This window comes from Bradyrhizobium sp. C-145, from assembly GCF_023375135.1.
Classification (GTDB): domain Bacteria; phylum Pseudomonadota; class Alphaproteobacteria; order Rhizobiales; family Xanthobacteraceae; genus Bradyrhizobium; species Bradyrhizobium zhanjiangense.
The window spans coordinates 6,797,541-6,815,702 of record NZ_CP088150.1; the positions used below are offsets into that span (position 1 = coordinate 6,797,541).

General features: G+C 58.0%; 7 protein-coding genes and 3 pseudogenes. 4 read left to right on the forward strand and 6 right to left on the reverse strand.

From position 1 onward, the window contains the following. Positions 1-704: 704 nt before the first annotated feature. Together LRP30_RS32035 and LRP30_RS32040 are read right to left on the reverse strand one after the other, a co-directional pair. A protein-coding gene (locus tag LRP30_RS32035) for an IS3 family transposase (protein ID WP_249761876.1) occupies positions 705-1,912 on the reverse strand; the annotation gives its coding sequence in 2 pieces (ribosomal slippage) (positions 705-1,636 and positions 1,636-1,912; 1,209 coding nt in all). A 376-nt stretch (positions 1,913-2,288) separates the two neighbouring features. Beyond that, positions 2,289-4,733 carry a CoA transferase gene (locus tag LRP30_RS32040; protein ID WP_249757376.1) on the reverse strand — a complete coding sequence of 815 codons (2,445 nt, stop codon included), beginning with the start codon at positions 4,731-4,733 and terminating at the stop codon, positions 2,289-2,291. A 2,025-nt stretch (positions 4,734-6,758) separates the two neighbouring features. Here LRP30_RS32040 and LRP30_RS32045 point away from each other — a divergent pair. Together LRP30_RS32045 and LRP30_RS32050 are read left to right on the forward strand one after the other, a co-directional pair. After that, complete coding sequence (locus tag LRP30_RS32045; protein WP_249757377.1) at positions 6,759-7,862, forward strand: Ldh family oxidoreductase; 1,104 nt, start codon at positions 6,759-6,761, stop codon at positions 7,860-7,862. 497 nt (positions 7,863-8,359) lie between these two features. Further along, complete coding sequence (locus LRP30_RS32050; protein WP_249757378.1) at positions 8,360-9,550, forward strand: pyridoxal phosphate-dependent aminotransferase; 1,191 nt, start codon at positions 8,360-8,362, stop codon at positions 9,548-9,550. 428 nt (positions 9,551-9,978) lie between these two features. Here LRP30_RS32050 and LRP30_RS32055 read toward each other — a convergent pair. The 3 genes and pseudogenes from LRP30_RS32055 to LRP30_RS32065 form a co-directional block, all read right to left on the reverse strand. Next, a pseudogene (locus LRP30_RS32055) lies at positions 9,979-11,128 on the reverse strand (IS701 family transposase). Between the two features lie 531 nt (positions 11,129-11,659). Beyond that, positions 11,660-12,376, reverse strand: a complete 717-nt coding sequence (locus LRP30_RS32060; RefSeq protein WP_249757379.1) for a hypothetical protein — start codon at positions 12,374-12,376, stop codon at positions 11,660-11,662. Between the two features lie 1,104 nt (positions 12,377-13,480). Next, positions 13,481-14,263: a methyltransferase domain-containing protein gene (locus LRP30_RS32065; RefSeq protein WP_249757380.1), complete on the reverse strand. Its 783-nt coding sequence runs from the start codon at positions 14,261-14,263 to the stop codon at positions 13,481-13,483. Positions 14,264-15,406: 1,143 nt separating this feature from the next. Here LRP30_RS32065 and LRP30_RS32070 point away from each other — a divergent pair. After that, positions 15,407-15,619: pseudogene (locus LRP30_RS32070) on the forward strand (transposase); the annotation flags it as partial. A gap of 2 nt (positions 15,620-15,621) precedes the next feature. Here the strand turns inward: LRP30_RS32070 and LRP30_RS32075 are convergent. Then, a complete protein-coding gene (locus LRP30_RS32075) occupies positions 15,622-17,004 on the reverse strand; it encodes an IS110 family transposase (protein WP_249757381.1) in 1,383 nt (460 codons plus the stop codon). A gap of 226 nt (positions 17,005-17,230) precedes the next feature. Here LRP30_RS32075 and LRP30_RS32080 point away from each other — a divergent pair. Further along, positions 17,231-18,099 (forward strand): annotated as a pseudogene (locus LRP30_RS32080) (IS3 family transposase); the annotation flags it as partial. Positions 18,100-18,162: the final 63 nt, after the last annotated feature.

Genomic DNA, 18,162 nt, shown 5'->3' on the forward strand with positions numbered 1-18,162 from the left:
CGCCGAAAACATCCGTTTCGGTCCATCCAATCAGCGTGAGGTCGTCACTCTGCTGGTGAACAAAAGAACGCGAGAGATCAGCTTGCAGCAAACCATACCATCATCTGATGGCGCGGGTACTTCGGCTTCCGTCAGACCCCGCGCGTTCCAACAAACTTCGCAACTTGAATCCGCCGGAGACTGCGTTTGTATCTCTGGCGGCAATGGCGGAACGGGCATAACCGATTCCCGGAGCTTCGCCGCCTCGGCATCGCGAAGTGCGCCGCATCGGTCACCGCGGCTTCACCGACGGGACTCCTGCGCATGTCCGGACACCCGGCGACTCAATACGCCCTACAAACCATGTGTTCAACTCTCTTGGTCTCTCCCGGATCTTCATGCTTGTGCCGGCTTACTTGATCAACCGCCGCGGTACGGAGCCGCATGCCCGGTGGTGTGCGAGGGTGGCGCCACGAAACGTCCTACTATCCGATCAATCGCAAAAATGAATCTGTAGCTTTCCAGCTTCAAACCAAAAAATGTGCAATCTCAAACGCTGCTCCGTCCCAAAAATCGACCCCGCTCAACCACTTTGGAGGTTCTGCACAGGCGATGGCTCCGGGTCCATCAGCGATGCTCATCTGAAGTTCTGAAATGGACCCGCGGAGCGGGACCGGTTGAACCGGCTTGTTAGTTGGAAACTGATCGCTCCTGATTCCTTTCTATCACGCAGCCAGAGATTCTGTCTGCTGCTGTTGCTGTGGGCATGTGGTCAACGCGTGAGCGTTGTCCACCATGTCCGCAGCCTTCGCGGTCTGCATCCGTTCGCGCCAGACCGCCATCGGCGTGCGATAGCCGAGGGACTGATGAAGGCGACGGTCGTTGTAGAAGGTGATCCAGCTCGCGATCCCTGCCTTGGCCTCGCGGCCGTCGGCATAGCCCTTGAGATAGATGTCCTCATGCTTGAGAGACCGCCACAGCCGCTCGATGAAGACGTTGTCCATCCAACGACCGCGGCCATCCATGGAGATCTTGATCTTTGCGGCCGCCAGCGCGCCGGTGAAGGCCACGCTGGTGAACTGGCTGCCCTGGTCGGTGTTGAAAATCGCCGGCGTGCCGTACTTCGCCAGCGCCTCTTCCAGAGCCGCCACGCAGAACGAGACGTCCATCGTATTCGACAACCGCCACGCCAGAACCGCACGGCTCGCCCAGTCGATGATGGCGACGAGATAGAGAAAGCCGCGGCCGATGGGCAGATACGTGATGTCGGCCGCCCACACTTGGTTCGGCCGGTCGATCGTCATGTTGCGCAGCAGATAGGGATAGATCTTGTGGCCCGGCGCCGGCTTTGTCGTGTTCGGCTTCGGTCCCAGCGCCGCGATGCCCATCTTGCGCATCAACCGCTGCACGCGTTTGCGATTGACCTGAAGGCCCTCAGCCTTCAGCATCACGGTCATTCGCCGCGAGCCCAGGAATGGCCAGGCGGTGAACAGCTCGTCGATCCGCCGCATCAGGGCAAGGTCGTTGGCCGGCCGTGGCGGCCGGTAGACCCCAGAACGGGCGATGCCAAGCAACATGCTTTGCCGGCGGATCGACAGCGCCTGGTCGGCGCGATCGAGCATTCCTCGACGGTCCGGCGTGCTCATCTTCCGGACCTCCGCGCTAAAAAATCGCGCTCGACTGTCAGTTGTCCGATCTTGGCGTGCAGCTTCTCGATCTCGCGTTCGCGCGCTTCCTCGCTCTCGCGCTCGACACCCGCGTCAAAAGCCCGGGCCGCTTGGTCCAGCAGCTGCTTCTTCCAGGCATAGATCTGGTTCGGCTGAACCTCATAGCGCAGGGCCAGATCGGCCACCGTCGCCTGCTCCCGCACCGCTTCCAGCGCAATCTTCGCCTTCAACGCCGCGTCGATCTTCCGTCGTGTCTTCTTTGTCATCATGCCCTCCGTCTATCAAACGGAGCGGCCCTTTTCCAACTTAGCCTCTGGTCCCAAAACCGGGGTCCATTTCACTCAGGGCGGATTCGAACTTGCTCCCAATTAGGTAGTTCAGCTGGGCAATTACCTAGAGGCTCGTCCAAGCCTGATAAATCCGAATTTACGGTGAGAGACCGCTCGGCGGTAGCGCCGCAGAGCGTTCCCAGAATTAGCGCTCCGCGTGCGGCTAGAGAAATGACCTCGCTGCCAGATTGTCGGCTAAGATTTGGAGAGGACGAGGGCTCGACGGCCTGTTTGCATTCCTCTTTGACTCTCTCGCTAGGGGCTGGCCGATCTGCTAAACCGGATGCGCCTCAATGGATCGTAGGCAATCGCGTCAGTCCGAGGACAGGTTGTTCACTCGTGCGAGTTCTTTTTCCGAAAGCATCTTTTCACCGATTATGCCTGCATCTGCCAATTCTATGATCTCGGCGTCGGAGAGGCCGAGCAGCTCCGATAAGATCTCTCTGTTATGCTGTCCTAGTGTCGGGGCAGCTGTGCGGATCGCATAGGGTCTCACACCCTCGCGAATTGGCATCGAAGGCTGCAGATGCGAGCCTATGAAAGCGCGTTCAGATCTCTGCAGAAACCCACGTGACTCGAGGTGCGGATCATTGAGCAAGTCAATCGGCAAGCGGGCCACGCCCGCTGCAACCTTTGCGGCCTGCAAATTGGACATGGCCTCATCCGCATTGCGGGAGAGAGTCCAAGCCGCGATCTCTCTCTCGAGAACCTTCTCAATAGCCCGGCGAGCTTCCACAAATTTCAGCGACGCTTCCTCTGCCCAATCAGGGCGACCAATAAGCAGCGCAAGCCTATGCCACATGTCCGTATCGGTCACCGCTATCATGATCCAGCTGTCCTCCCCCCTACATCGGAAGCAGCCGTGAGGCACAAACTGAGGATGTCGATTGCCGTATCTGATCGCCGTCCCTCCGGTGGACTCGACGGTGACCCATGGGGCTGCGAACGGCATCATGCATTCGATCTGTGCTAGATCAATGAACTGTCCCTGCCCCGTGTTGCGGGCATGAAGCAAAGCCACTAGAACTGCAGCACAACCGTTCAAGCCGCCGACGGGATCTCCAAAGGCGGTGTGGCTCATCACGGGTGGCCCGTCCGAGCTTCCGATCACGGCCGGCAAGCCAGACCCCTGCTCGAGCGTCGAACCGTAAGCTCGGCAATCGCGATGCACGCTATTCATCCCGAAGGCTGACATTGACATCATGACGAGCCGCCGGTTGAGCTGTTTGAGTACATCGTAGCCAAGCCCGAGCCTCGTCAAGACATCAACTGAATAATTGTCGACGACGACATCGGCTCCCGCAACGAGCCGTTTGGCAAGAGCGGCGCCTTGCGGCCGCTTCAGGTCAAGTGTGATACCGCGCTTGTTACGGTTCAATATGCAGAAGCGCTGCGTCTTTTCGTACATTTGGCCGTTCACGTAAGCAGGTCGCCGATCAACGCCGCGAAACCAATCCGGATATTGAATGGCCTCGATCTTGATGACGTCAGCGCCTAGATCAGCGAGCGTGCGCGTACACAATGGGCCCGCCCACCCCATCGAAAAGTCGATCACGCGAATGCCATGCAAGGGCAACCTATCGGGATCGATGGGGCCAGGCGACGTCGACGCGGTCTGGGGCAGGTGCCTTTGCGGATTCGTAAAGGGCTGCTGCTCGCCCGGAGACGGTACCTTTCCGCCCTGACGCGGTGGCGTCAAAGTCAGTCGCTGCGCCGAGCCAACCGTCAGGCCATTTTCTCCGGCAAACACGACAGGTACGATCGCGCCTCGCGCCTTCTTCTCCGCGTCTTGGAGCAAATCGGGTATTTCAGGCAGCGGAACGATTGGGATTTTCCGTTTCAGTCCCTCCGCGAACCAATCCTGCGCTGTCTGCGTCTTCAATCTCGGCACAAAATGTGCGTCGATTTTGTCCATGTGATGCAGACGATCTTCGCCGAGCAAGAGCGACGGATCATCAGGCAACTCGACCAGACGGAGCATATCACAGAATGATCGCCACTGAGCTGGCGTGTGCAACGTAACGCCAAGGTAACCTTTTTTTGTTTCGTAAATGCCGGTCGGAAAACTGGGCCAGAAGCGGTTAATGCCCATCCGGTGCATAACGTCGCCGCGCGTAAACGCCTCACACATGAGATACTCGGTTAAAGCGAGGCTCGATTCGAAAATGCTGAGAGACCACGACCGCCCTCCCCCACTCCTTTTTCGGGTGAGTTCCGAACACATAGCGGCGATGAACCCCCAAAGGCCGGCTATAACACCCATTTGGAAATCCGGTGCGTGCAATGGCGGCCCCTCGACCGGTCCAACAAGCTTGATCAGCCCGCCGAGCGCGCGAATGGTCGAATCGGTGGCGACGAATCCCGCATAGTCGCCGTCCCTGCCGAACCAGCTCATTTCGACATAGATCAAGTCGGGCCGCTGCTTGCGAATCTCTGCTACATCTATCGACGGGCAGTCAGCAGGATCAACATACCGGCCATCGACTAGAATATCGCAATTCTCGATCAACGTTCTGAGCCGGATAGCTGCATCTAGCTCCTTGGGATCGATGATGATGCTCGACTTGTTAAAATTTAAAAATGCGAACCAGGCGCTCTGGCCACTCGCCGTAAATGGAGCGGTGTGGCGAAGTGGATCGCCGGCTGGGGGTTCGACTTTCTGAACATCGGCCCCGAAATCCGCAAAGAGCCGCGTGCAATAGCTGGTTCCGGCCGAGCTACCTATTTCGACAACCCGCAGGTGAGATAACACTCCCATTGAAACTCTCCATTTCTCCGTAGATGCTTCGAAGCTGTTCACTCCCCGATGCGATTTCGTCGCCACGCGCAAAGTGTCGCACTCAACTAGCGCTGACTACCTTCCATTACGTTTTGGGTAAATCGAAGATTCTCGATCCGAACATGGAGCATCAATGAGTACTTTTTCATTGGCTATCCGACTGCCGCTCTTTTCCTGTTCGCTCATGCCGCCCAGAGCGATTCGGAGCCGATTCTCGTGCATAAAGTTAAGTCCTCTGGCGCATGCCCGGCCGACGATGCTGGTCGGCCACCCTGCGCGTCTGGTTCTGAGCTTGACGGCGCACCAGGAGCTTCCGCTGCAAGTCGGTGTCGGGAGACACTCCGTACGAAACGAAGCCTTGGTGCAGCTACCGTCGCATCGGTCGTTTCCCCTGTTTGAAGCCATAAAACACTAGCTGCCTCGCTGTGGGCAGCTACCACAAGAGATAGTGTCGGATCACCCCTTGGCAGTAACAGGGCTGCTCAGTGGACCCGCTCTTGTGCCAGCAAGAATTCAAGTAAAGAGTGCGATCGAGTGTGATCGCCATGGACTAGTCATGCCGAGCGTTCGTTGCGCTCCACGCAAGAACCGAGTGCGTTCTCACCACGTTCCGTACTCTCAATTTATTGGGAAGTCTTTCCGTGAATAGTCACGATCAATGCCTCCCGCCAGAATGCGTCGTTCGCGTGCGAGATGGAGCAGGCCGGTGATGCGTGCTATAGGCGTCGTGACCTGGTCGAAATGGTAGCGCCAAATCAATCCAAGTCGAGGAGGAGGCCTTCGCGCCCATGTTGCACGTGAGGCGCTACAGCAACATCGATCGTGTGCTGGAATCAAAACACATACTGCCAGAGGGCTTTTCGTCCTCAATCTTCACCGATGACCTGCGCGAAGCCGAAATTTACCCATCTGGGCGTCGGTGCGACTGCGGCATTGCCAATGTCAACATCAGCCCCTTGATGCGGAGATCGGCGGCACATTGGCAACGATGAGAACGGCGGTCGAGAGTCGCGGTCCGACGCGTGGAAGTATATGCGTCGCGCAAATAACAGGGTCAATTATGGCCGGATGTTACCACCCGCGCCGGGCGTCGAGTTCAATGTGGTCTGATTTAGGGTCGGCGACGAAGACCCCATGAACGCAACGTCCGCTTGACCATCGCCGTCGACGCTGCCCCTTCTCTGAGGACGCCAGGTCATGATACTGCTATAACCTTGGAAAGCTGACCAGTGTATGGATCCGATGCTCGTGTGCTGAAAGCGCCCAAGGCGGACGGCCCATAAAAATGAAACTCACAAGTAGGCGGGATTGATCCCGATCGGCTAGAGAGCAGAGTCCGATCGACTGGTCCTTCGGCCACCCTGACGTGCTCAAGGTCGAATACCGCTTAACTGATAGGACACTTTTGGCGGCCAGCTGCTTACAGCTGCCTGCGCGAACGGATTGAGTACCCGGCTTGAGTTAAAGGTTCTCTCTTAGCTCGTTTGTACGCGTATCTAGAGCCGGGGTAGCACCATCGGATCGGGGAGCATGGCTCGCGATCACGAAGGCTCGGTCTCGAGCGCGTCCGGCGCGACGACACCGGAGCGTTGATGATCCTCAAGAGGATGCTCAAGTCTAGCGCGAAAGTGGACCGTCATGATGTCTCGACGTCACCTTTGTGTGTTTAAAGACGGGAAGTCGTAAACTCGACGGAAGCGGGCCAGCCATCCCCGAAGATACGTATGCGGCGCACCTCAGTACGGCGAGCACCGTAGCGCGGCGATAAACTAGCGTAGAAATCCGTGATGTCAGATCGGCCGCAGATAGAAGTAAAGCCTGGCAACTCGCTAATCGCTCCACATTCACTCACTGAGACAACCTCGTTTGATACTTCCCTGTTGCGCTGTGCGATGCATCTTGCGGATCCAGCTGACTGCGCGAGGTATGCGGACGGCAAGCAATTTGCATGGCGTGGCGTGTCGATCTTAGTGTTCCGGAGATGATCAAGATTGAGGGGTTCTTATGAGCGCAGTTGGGAACTCAACGCCTCGCCCGCCGGGCAAAGAGAGTCGCTTTATCACCGTGAAGGCCGACCGCCTCACCCGCATTTGTGTGGGGCTTCTACGAGCGGTCGGCGCCTCGGACGAGGAGGCGCGAGCGGTCGCAAGCGGTTGCGTCAATGCCAACCTGGCGGGCCATGATTCCCATGGGGTTGTCCTCATTCCAACGTACATTGAGTGGATCAAAGCAGGGGATATTGTGCCGGGCGCGGAGTGGACCATCGTACAGGAATCGCCGACCACGGCGGTCATCGACGGGCATTGGGGCTTTGGCTTCCATGTCAACGCCAAGGCGATGGCGCGGACCATCGAAAAGGCAAAGATCGCCAATGTCGCGGCCTGCACGGTGTTCCGGCAAAGCCATGTCGGACGGCTCGCCGCCTACCCCTTGATGGCGGCAAGCGCCGGCATGATCGGGATCGCGGCGGCCGGCTGCGGCCGCTCATTCAAATATGTCGCGCCGTTCGGCGGACGCGAAGCGCGGCTTGGCACCAACCCGATCGCGATCGCGGTGCCTTCCGATCTCAAGGCTCCGTTTTTGCTCGACATGGCGACCTCGGCCGTCGCCGTCGGTAGGATCGACCTGGCGGTTGCGCGCGGCGAGCAGATCCCCAAGGGCTGGATTGTCGATGGTGAGGGAAGATCTACCACCGATCCGCGCGAATACCGCAAAGGCGGCACACTACTGCCGCTCGGCGGTACCGAGGGTTACAAAGGCAGCGGCCTCGCTGCGATCGTGGAAATACTATGCAGTCTGCTAACTAGCCCTGGGCTCAACGTCGAGCCGAGTGGCCGGTACAACAACAGCTGCTTCATGGCAGCCTTCAATGTAGCCGCATTCCGCCGACTTGATGAGTTCAAGAAGGAGGTCGCCGATTTCGCTTATTACCTGAAAGCGACACCGCCATCAGAGGGCTCATCCGGCGTGTTCTACCCCGGCGAGATCGGACATTTGCGCGAGCAGGAGCGTACAACAAATGGCATCGAGATCGAGGACGCAACTTGGGACAGACTGCGCACACTTTCGCGAGATTATGGGCTTATGGGTGAACTTGATCTTGCATGAACGGCATAAAATGGAAAGGGCGATCGTCGGGTTTCTGTCGACGAAGAACTGCACGAGCCTGCCGAGTTCATGGCGGCATCCGCGGGCGCACTACGTGGCGATCACGATCAGGAGATCGGCCGTATCCTCGAAGCTCAAGTGCCCTGCAGCCTTGTTACGTCCAGCCAGCGCTGCCCATCCCTAGGGCGAAAACTCCGCCTACCAGTCGAACGCGACACGCACTGCACAAAGATGATTCATCATCGTTGTGACCGAAGGCAGTCGGTACCAGAATATCTCCTACTTGCCGGGCGTGTCGCCTATGATCTCGCCAAAGCACAGGACTTGCTTCCTCGCACATAGCAATTGGCATGCCGAGCGCGCCTCCGCATGTTGCCAGCCTCACGGAATCCCGTTCTAACCGAGCAGCTCAACAATTGAGATCGCCCAAATCGCTATCTCCAACGGCCATCTGCCAGGCCGCTCCCTTTGCAAACGTTCATGCGAGGAATGCTATCATGCGTTACGCATCCAGAATCCACCAAATGGTCGGCAAGATGTCGAAGGCATGGGACATACATTTCATGGCTGCAGAGAAGCGTATCCGCGGCGAACGGATCATCTTACTGACGGTCGGCAACACCGATTTCCCCAGTCCGAAAGTGGCTATCGACGCTGTGCATGAAAGTCTGGCAGCCGGGCGAACCAATTATAGCCCCAGTGCAGGGAGTATTCCGATCCGCGAGGCAATTTCGCGGCTTCATGCCCGTAAGACTGGTCAGGCGATCGATGCCGACCAGGTCATAGTCACGATCGGCGCGCAGAACGCGCTCCTCACTGCCGCCCTCTGCATTGTGGAGCCGGGCGACCAAGTGTTGGTTCCCGAGCCTATGTATCCAACTTATCCCGGCACAATTGCCGCTGCCGGCGGCGAGATCGTCAGCATCCGCTCGCCGTCGAAAAACGGCTTCCATCCGCTCATCGACGAGATAGAAGCCTCTATCGGTCCACGAACTTGCGCGATCTTTCTGGCAACGCCCAATAATCCAACCGGAGCGGTTTATACGAGAGAAGAACTGTCGACCATAGCGACGCTGTGCCACAAGCACGATCTCTGGTTGGTTTCGGACGAAGTTTATGACGAGCTCGTTTATGAGGGGCGGCATGTCTCACCTTCAGTGCTTTCGGGCATGGCGGAGCGCACTATTTGCATCGGCAGCCTCTCCAAATCCCATGCGATGCCCGGATGGCGTATCGGCTGGATGATCGGCCCGCAGCAATTGGCGGATCATGCCGGTCAAATAGCCATCTGTTCCACGTACGGCACTCCTACGTTTCTGCAGGACGCGGCGGTGATAACGCTTGAGCAGCTTCCGCGCGGCGTCCCCGAGCTGAAAGCCGCCTATCGCCGCCGGCGCGACCGGCTTTGTGACTGGATCGACACGGTTTCGGTCCTGACTTGTCACCGGCCGGAAGGTGGCATGTTCGTGATGTTGGATGCTCGCGCCACCGGTCTTTCGGCCTACGACTTCGCCAAGGGCCTCCTTCTCGAGGAGGGCGTCGCAATCCTGCCCGCGGACGCTTTTGGTGACAGCGCAACCGGCTATTTGCGCATTAGCCTCGGGGCCGCCGACGCGGTGATCGACGAGGCTGCCCTTCGACTCTCCCGTTACGCGGAGCGAGCTGCCCGGCATCGGGCCGTCTCCTGACAGGAAGGCGTTCTGGCTGCTCGATCTTCGGCTTTCACCAAAATAAGGTTATCTCATCAACTGGCACTCTCGAAGTTTTTCTTCTCAGGTCCGTCTTGGGAAGAGTAGCAAGGATAACGACCTTGCATCCAATCATGGCGGGTCGCGAAGCCGCACCGCTCAAGCCTGCGTTCCGTCTCCTGGGGTGCTAGGTGGCAAGCGCGAGGCGATGTTTTAGATTTCAACGTGACCGGTTCGCGTCACGTTCGTGGATAAGACGCGTCTGCGCTCCTAGCATTACAGTTGCAATTTTTTCTTGAGATGGGCTCTGCGCGCGTTGGCTTGATGAGCCCTGCGCCAGGACGACCAAGCGAGTAAGTGTGCGTGCGAGATGCGCCGCTGGGCAAGCTTTATTGCGATGCGCGTGATTTCATAGATCGACCAGCGGATCAAGAACGATGCTTCAGTCGAGGTCGCGATCGCGTTTTTTTGGGCACAGTGTTGGCTCGAGAGCGGATGACGGCCATTATAGCGAAGGCAAGCATGACGAGTGAGACATGGCGATGCCAGCCATGCCAGGAACGGGTTTCGTTGTGATCAAGACCGAGTTCGTTCTTGGTCGTTTCGAAGCTGTCCTCGATGGCCCACTGATGGCCTTCACTAACACCAGCTTTTGGATGGACGTGCCCTTGGGGCACCATGTGGAAGTAAAAACGCCAAGCTGCCGTCGGCAATGTTGCGGCGAACCAGAAGACCTCGCGTCCATTCCCTGGCAAGGTCGTCATTGTATTCGTCGAGATCGGCCAGTTCGACGTAGGCCCAGTCGTGCCAGCGCGGACCTTTGGTCCCGTCGCCAGACGACAGGCGGCGCCAGGCCTGCTTGGGAAGGCCCTGCGCGATTACCGCGGTGGTGCCGGCGACGGGCTGCTCCTTGCCCCAGGAATAGAACACGTGATTGGACGCAACACCCAGAACATAGCCTTTGCACGCGTTGCGCAGCAGAGTTTCAATCTCTCGCGTGCCATACACGCTGTCCGCCGCAACGAACGAGAACGGCACCTTTGCGGCGATTGCGCCAGCGATCATGCGACGCGCGATTTTAGGCTTCGTCGCAAAGCCCACATCGCGCGGTACATGCGCTGCCTTCAGGCGAACGCGGTCGTCCGTCCATTGCTTTGGCAGGTAGAGCGCACGGTCGATGAAGGCATGGCCATGCCGCGACACATAGCAAGCGAATACACCAATCTGGCAATTGGTGATTTTGCCTGCCGAGCCAGTGTACTGACGTGCCACCCCGCACGATGCCTTGCCCTGCTTCAAAAAGCCGGTCTCGTCGATCACCAGAACCGCGTCTTCATCGGAAAGCGTTTCCAGCGCGTACTCTCGTACGATGTCGCGTAGCGCGTCGGCATCCCATCGTCACCGGCCAAGGATCGCCTGCTGGCGCCACGGGCCTTGATCGCCGGCCGCCTCCGCTCTCATCCAACCCGTCTTGCGCGGCTCGTTGCCCAACAGTCCATCGAGAAACTGCCCAGCCGAGATCGCGACCCGATCCTGCGTAAACAGCGGACGAATCCGTTGCTTGGCTTCTCGCAACAAAGAAGCCTACAGCGTCAGCGTATCTTCGACCGACGCTCCACCAATCATCAAATCCCGAATCATGGTCGCCCATAGATTCAGAACCCTCCAAAAATTGCAACTGTAGTGCTAGCTGAGGACAAGGCTCGAACCGCGGTGGATTCGGGCGGACATCGCTGGCGGCGCACTCCCTGGTTGCGTGGAGATCACGCACATTCAATCTACAATGGCTGCTCCGGCTAGACAATTGCAAGGACGCTCCCCAACCACATGATCGCCGGGTCCGTTTTCGTAGCTTTTTGGTAAAAGCGGCCAGCTAGCAGCGGCGGGAGACCTGATCCATGTCGCTGAATGTACTCGTCGTTTGGCCGAGTAACTGGTAGATCTAGGACAAACGCGGCTACAGCGCTCCGCTTCCGATGGATTAAGGTATGTGCCAAACCTGCGGGAGTCTCGGTACCAGCGAATCGAGAAGAGACAACTATCCTGAGATGCCGGACAGCGGCTCCGAATACCGCTTTCGCAGCAAGCTTTGAGTACCGCTACGAACAATCATGTGGACGAAAATGATGTGGCTAAAGATAAGTCGGTTCGACTGCAACGATCAAACCAGCTCCTCAACTCCTCGCCAGTTTCCCAAGAGAGCCAGTTGTCCTCCACAATGTCATCTTCCACCAGCCGTAGAATCGCCCCGCCTGGTTCATGATGCATCATGTCGTCGACGTTCTTATCCAGTGTCCAGCGCTCTACAATCGCGCATAAAAAGTCAGGAGCCCACATGGCAAAAGACACGGCGTGGGTTAGTCCTGTTAGGATCTTGCGCACGCCCTTTCCTCTAAAATCTCTGCGTACCCAAAGATCGCCGTGGTAGGCCACTTTTCCTGTCATCTTCTTCGCGCTAGGCGCTGTGCAAATACAACGATCCTCAGGGTGTGCATGTATGGCAGGGTCGGCATAGAACGCCTTCAGGGATTGAAGATGTTCTGCAAAGTTGGTGTGCGAAAGGTCATACAGTCGAGCCGCTTCTAACCCAGCAACGTTGTTATTTTTGTCTACGCCTATGATCCAATATCCCTCGCCTTCCTTAATTGGCGAGCGATCTGGCCGAAAATTCGGAAACGTCGGCCCCTTCGTTGGAGTTGCCCGTGCAATCGAGACATACTCGTGAAAATCGAATCCTATGAGCAGCTTGATGCCATTCTTTTCGGCGGCATCGTCATGTACTTGGAGAGATCGAGCGACGTGGAACGCATTACCCGCGGCTGGCATTGCTGCACCCTATCATGAAGAGTTCCGCCGTAACCCGGCGGGGAGTTACTGATTAAAGCTACATCTTCAACAATGGCTCCAGACACTACCTACTTTAGTAAGTAACGGTGCATTTTGCATTTAATGGCATGTATCAGCATTTGACAGGCGATCGAGCGCTGCTCGGCGCGAGCGGGTCTATTGGGCCAGCCTGGCGCTTACTGGGTGCCGTTGTCGACTGAACGGCGAGATGGTGCGAGCGACGATGGCCGAAGGGATGCTGCGCATCCACCATGCGATCCATACTATGGCCATCTGTCCGATCTGCGCCGGTCAACGCGCCCGCGTCGTCGATCCCAAGCATTTGCGGCCCTAGCGCGGAGCCGCGAGCAGCTGGATGATCAATGATGCTCGGCAAGAGCTGAGCCTACGCGAGACCCGGTGATACGGTGTGAACGCGAAATCGCCGCAAGAATAGTGGTGAAATGACGCTCAAACTAAGTTCGCGACCTGTCGGCCTCGGCTCTCGGCTCAGCCGTCGTGAGATTCCAGAAACGCGAGCTTGCCAGCATACGCTGGATTGCCAATGGCAATAGCGTGCTGCTGCTTCGGCGTTGGCAAGACGAAGCTGGCGGTTGCGCTTGCGCGAATGGATCCTGGCTAGGCATTCTGTGGTAGTTCAACGACCACAGTCATTTGCGCAGAAATCACAGCGGGGCTGGGCCCGAGAAGCGTCTGGCGGCTCTGCCAAGCTAAAGCATCATCGACGAGTTCTGATATCTGGCGGTTGAGCCTAATGCCGCGCATCAATTCTTCCAGCTTGTTAGCTGCCGAGACGTGATCCAGCCTACCAGCAACCGCCGCATCGGCGGGTCTGGCTCGACCTCTCGCCGACCCTGTGGTCGCCACCCCGATCCTCGATGGTCTGCTGCACCATACTCACGTTATCACGATGTCGCGACGGTTATCAGGAAGAGATTGATAGACTTTGTCGTCGGTTCGCATCTCGCGATAGTTGAATTTGGTCGTGATACCAATCCCGTTCATGATCTTAGAACGGGACCATAAATTACTTCCCCTGCTTCACGCGGCGCTCACAGATCTATCCTAAACGTACAATCCAGCTTACCCGCGCTGAGCATGCCATGCCCTAGAGCGAAATCGTAGGCTGGCCGGCTGCCATTTTCGGAACGTTTCCGCGATCATTTGTAGTATGGAATTCCAAATCTCTGAGGAGACTTGACTCGGGATATCATGTCTCCCACGCCAATAGTTGAGATACCGCTCTTCGCTCATTGATACGGCTTCGGTCGTCGCAAGAGAAATGCAGTTCCCCAGACCGGGATATTGATTGAGGAGCGCCTCGTAAGTTCCCATCTGACCGATGAGTGGAGTGAGCGCCCGTCGCAAAGCCGGTGCCATGTCGCGTATCCGATTTTCGATCTCGAGTTGAAAAGGATCAGTCTCAAGATCTGCAAAGACGGTCGCGATTGTGAAGAACCCGCGAGGCCGTAAGATTCGCATGCTTTCACGAAGCGCTTCGCTCGAATTCGTCAAGTGGAACGACATGCTGTAACAAACCCAGTCTAGCGAAGCCTCGGCCAGGCCGGTGCATTCTCCAGGCGCATTAACCCAAGATACGGCTGGATACGTTGGACCGAGCCTCTGCCCCACCGCAACCATCTGACTATCAGGTTCGACCGCATAGCCGGAAAGTCCCATATCAGCCAAGGCATAGGTGATTAGGCCTGTACCCGCGCCGATATCCCCGAAGATTGGGCTGTTCGTTAGATGCTTTACTTGATCAAAAAGCATCTGAAGGATTCGTCGTGAATAGGGTGGGAACTCTGGATAGAACTCTGCTAGATCGGAAAAGCTTCCAAAAGACCGCTTCTTAGTAACTTGCATCTTCTCCTCCACGAGTTGATGAGTCTTCGGATGCAGCGCGCCGCGCCGACTCGTGATGCGAATTGCCGCTCCTCGCAAAGAGACATCAAAAGTCGTGCCAACTTGGCTGACCCAAGCTGAAGAAAAGAGAGCGTGATTGCTTTCGGTTGCTTATTGGCAATGCACGAGTGAGCCATTGGCGACACAAGCTTGTGTCGCGGCTCCGACAAACCCGAGAAGAGTGTCAGGTCGGCTAGTAGCATCCATTGCCAATGCTCCTTAGCACGTCATCAATTGGCACAAAAATCGAACGGGGGAGTCGGATGTCTAGGACTAAAGCGCTTAACGCCCCAAACAGAGCGGCCAAAGTGGCGGCGCGGGGAGTCAACCGGACTGGGCATCCTCCTTGACCGCCTCGTCCGCTCGCTCAAGTGCAAGCAACCTGACGCTGCGTCCGGCCCTGGCTTTCTCGCTGGGCTCCTAGACGAGAAAAAGCGGCGCGGATCGCATAACGATGGCGCGCGTTTCTCGTCAAACGAGGCGGGGCATACTTGAAGGCTCGTGGCATGCCGATTGCTGAAAGCGAAAGATGACGCCCGAGCTGACGCCTCTCGAATTGTTCCAAGCTTGCGGCTAGCAGCTTCAATGCGGCCAATGCCTATGTTGCGTTGAACTCTGACAACCTTCGCACCCGGAACGATGCTGCTGACTGACCTTCTTTCGATAAATTTAGCTAACGGACATTCCCATTGAAAGACAGGGAAGGATTACGAAATGAAGCTCGCCGACCCTCATCCGCGGAGCCTCACAACATGGACCGTCTTGGTCGGCAGGGATTGCCATGGCAACTGGGTTGCCCGCGAAAGAGACGGAGTTTTTGGCGGTCTGTTCGTGAACCGAGCCCAAGCGCTCAGCGCGCAGCCCGGCGGAAGCAAACCATCTCTTGCGGCCAATTCCGGCATCCCGCTTTCACCAGCGCTCCTGCTATAAACGCTTGCACTTTGTTTCGACATTCGGACCCTGTTGTACCGAGAGTTGGCTCCGGAATTCTGGACAGGGCGATAAGTGGAGTTTCTGCCTGACGGCGGGCAAGATTGACCTGCGAATCAGGAGAGACGATGAGGACGACCCCGTCGGCACCACGCACCGGCATTCAAGGCGAAGGTGGCGTTAGCCGCGATCAAGGGCGAGATGACGCTGGCCCAGCTGGCTGAGCATTTCGACGTGCACCCGAACCAGATCACGCAGTGGAAGTCCCAGCTTCAGGAAGCGGCGGCCGATGTGTTCGGTGCTGGCGGAGGCAACCGAATGAGCGAGCCCGCGGTGGACGTGAAAGCGCTGCACGCCAAGATCGGGGAGCTGACGCTTGAGAACGATTCCTAAGAAACGGCATCCACGACGGTCGGCTCCAAGGGCTGGAGAACGAAGCCGAATGCCTTGGCGCGCCGATGCAAATTGTTGACCACTCGCGTCCGGTAGCGCGTCTCGTAGGAAGAGGCCCCGGGATCGACATAGTCCATTCCGTATCGCACAGCATTGTAGAACAGAACTGCGATCTTGCGGGCAGTGGCGGTCACTGCCTTGGCCTTACCGATGCGCGATGAAAGTCGCCTGTAAAAGGCGCCGAGCGCAGTATCGGTGCGTCCGACGGTGACGGCAGCAAGGCGCAGAAGCGCCGCCGCCCGGCCGCCGGATCGGCGCGTTCGGGACGAGAGCCTTTTGCCGCCGGAGACCTTGTTGCTCGGCGCCAGTCCTAGCCAGGAGGTAAAATGCTTTGCACTTGGCCACGAGGAGAGGTCGTCCCCGCATTCAGCGATCAGCTTCAGCGAGAGGTAAGGACCGAGGCCGTCGATCGTGGTGATGTCTTTTCCCAGCAACGCGAACAGCGCCTCGCGGACGTCGAAAGCTAGAGCGTTCGCCTGATCGGTCCGATTCCGACGTAGCGAGGCCCGCGGTGCTGGTCCATGGCCACGACCGCGATGGTTGCTCAGTTCCTTCAACACGACTTCGATCCGGGCGTCGCAGGCAGATGCCTTCTCGTGGTAGGTGTCGTAAAGGGCAAGTGCCTGCTCGAGCGCAAACAGATGCTCGGCGCGGTAGCTGCCGGTGAGCGCCTTCGCAATCGTCTCGGCACTGGAGTGGCAACTGTAGTGGCGCAAGCACGCCAGCGCCTCGGGATCGCGCTCGCCGGCAAGGATCGCGCGTATGATACGCAAGCCGGTCGCGCCAGTGATGTCGGCGACGACGTGGTGGAGCTGAAGATTCATCTCCGTCAAGGCCTTCTGCATATGCTGGATGTGTGAGGCCGCGTACTCCAGCAGACGCTCGCGTTGACGCACGTAGGCTCGCAGTTCGGCAATCTGCCCTTTGGGCTGAAAGCTGGCCCGCAGCAACCCGAATGAATGGAGTCGCTGCAACCATTGCGCATCGCTGACATCGGTCTTACGCCCCGGCACGTGCTTGGCATCGCGCGCGTTGACAAGGAACACGGTAAATCCCCGGGCATCGAGAAGCTCGAAAATCGGAATCCAGTAGACGCTGGTCGATTCCATGACGACGGTCTCGACGCCGCATTCCGTAAACCAGTCGACCAGCCGATGCAGATCGGCCGTGAAGGTACCGAAACTGTGGACTGGCTCCGGTGCGCGATCTGCCCTAACGGCCGCCATATGCATGGTGGCGCCAACGTCGATGGCAGCCGCGTTCGGGTGCACCATCGGCATGTTACCGCCGCCTTTCGACTTCGATCTTTTCGGGTTCATCTGTAGCTCCTCCTGACTCCGGCGGAAGGGCTGGGCTGCGCAATTCGTTCAAATTCCTAAACGGGATCGCCGAGATGGCGTCACCACTCTCAAGTGCGCAACAGCCCATGGACCATGTTTTTTGACGGGGTCACGTGCCACCAAAATCGTATCGGCCGCTCCCTTCCGGCCGCAGTCTAGCGATTACCCGTTTATATCCCACAGGGGGTGCGCAGCGCCCGCTCAGTTTTTTAGAGGGCGCGCTCAGCAAAGCCGGCCTGCTGAGCGCAAAGCGATGATCGACCGTGAGCACGACCTGCCGATCACGAAACAGGCGGAAGTTTTGAAGATCAGCCGTGGCAGTGTCTATTATCTACCACGTCCGGTGCCGCCCGCCGACCTCGCAATCATGCAACGGCTCGACCGGCTGCATCTGGAGTTTCCTTTCGCCGGTTCGCGAATGTTGCGAGACCTGCTGGCGGCCGACGGCAGCAAGATCGGCCGCCGGCATGTCAAAACGCTGATGCAGCGGATGGGGATAGAGGCGCTCTACCGCCGGCCGCGCACCACCAAGCCCGAGCCTGGACACAAGATCTATCCATATCTGCTGCGCGGCATGGAGATCACGCGGACCAGGTCTGGGCGATGGACATCACCTATATCCCGATGGCGCGGGGCTTTGTGTACCTGGCTGTTGTCCTCGACTGGGCGACCCGTCGGGTGCTGTCGTGGCGCGTCTCGATCACGATGGAAGCCGCATCCTGCGCCGAGACGCTGGAGAATGCTCTCGCTTGCCACGGCAAGCCGGACATCTTCAACACCGACCAGGGCTCGCAGTTCACCGGCGCGGCGTTCACCGGCGTGCTCGCCAGTCACGGCATCGCCATCAGCATGGACGGCCGGGGCGCCTGGCGCGACAACGTGTTCGTCGAGCGGCTGTGGCGCAGCGTCAAATATGAGGAGGTCTATCTGCGCGCCTACGACACCATGTCCGACGCCCGCGCCCCGATCGGCCGATACCTCGACTTTTACAATGGCCGGCGTCCTCACTCGATTGACGGCGGCACCCCGGATCAAGCTTACTTCAACCCGCTGCCGTTCCGCGTGGCAGCTTAATTTCGGCAGAAGCTGCACTTATCGACGCGGAGTTGCTGTTCAGACAACCGGGACCACCTCAGT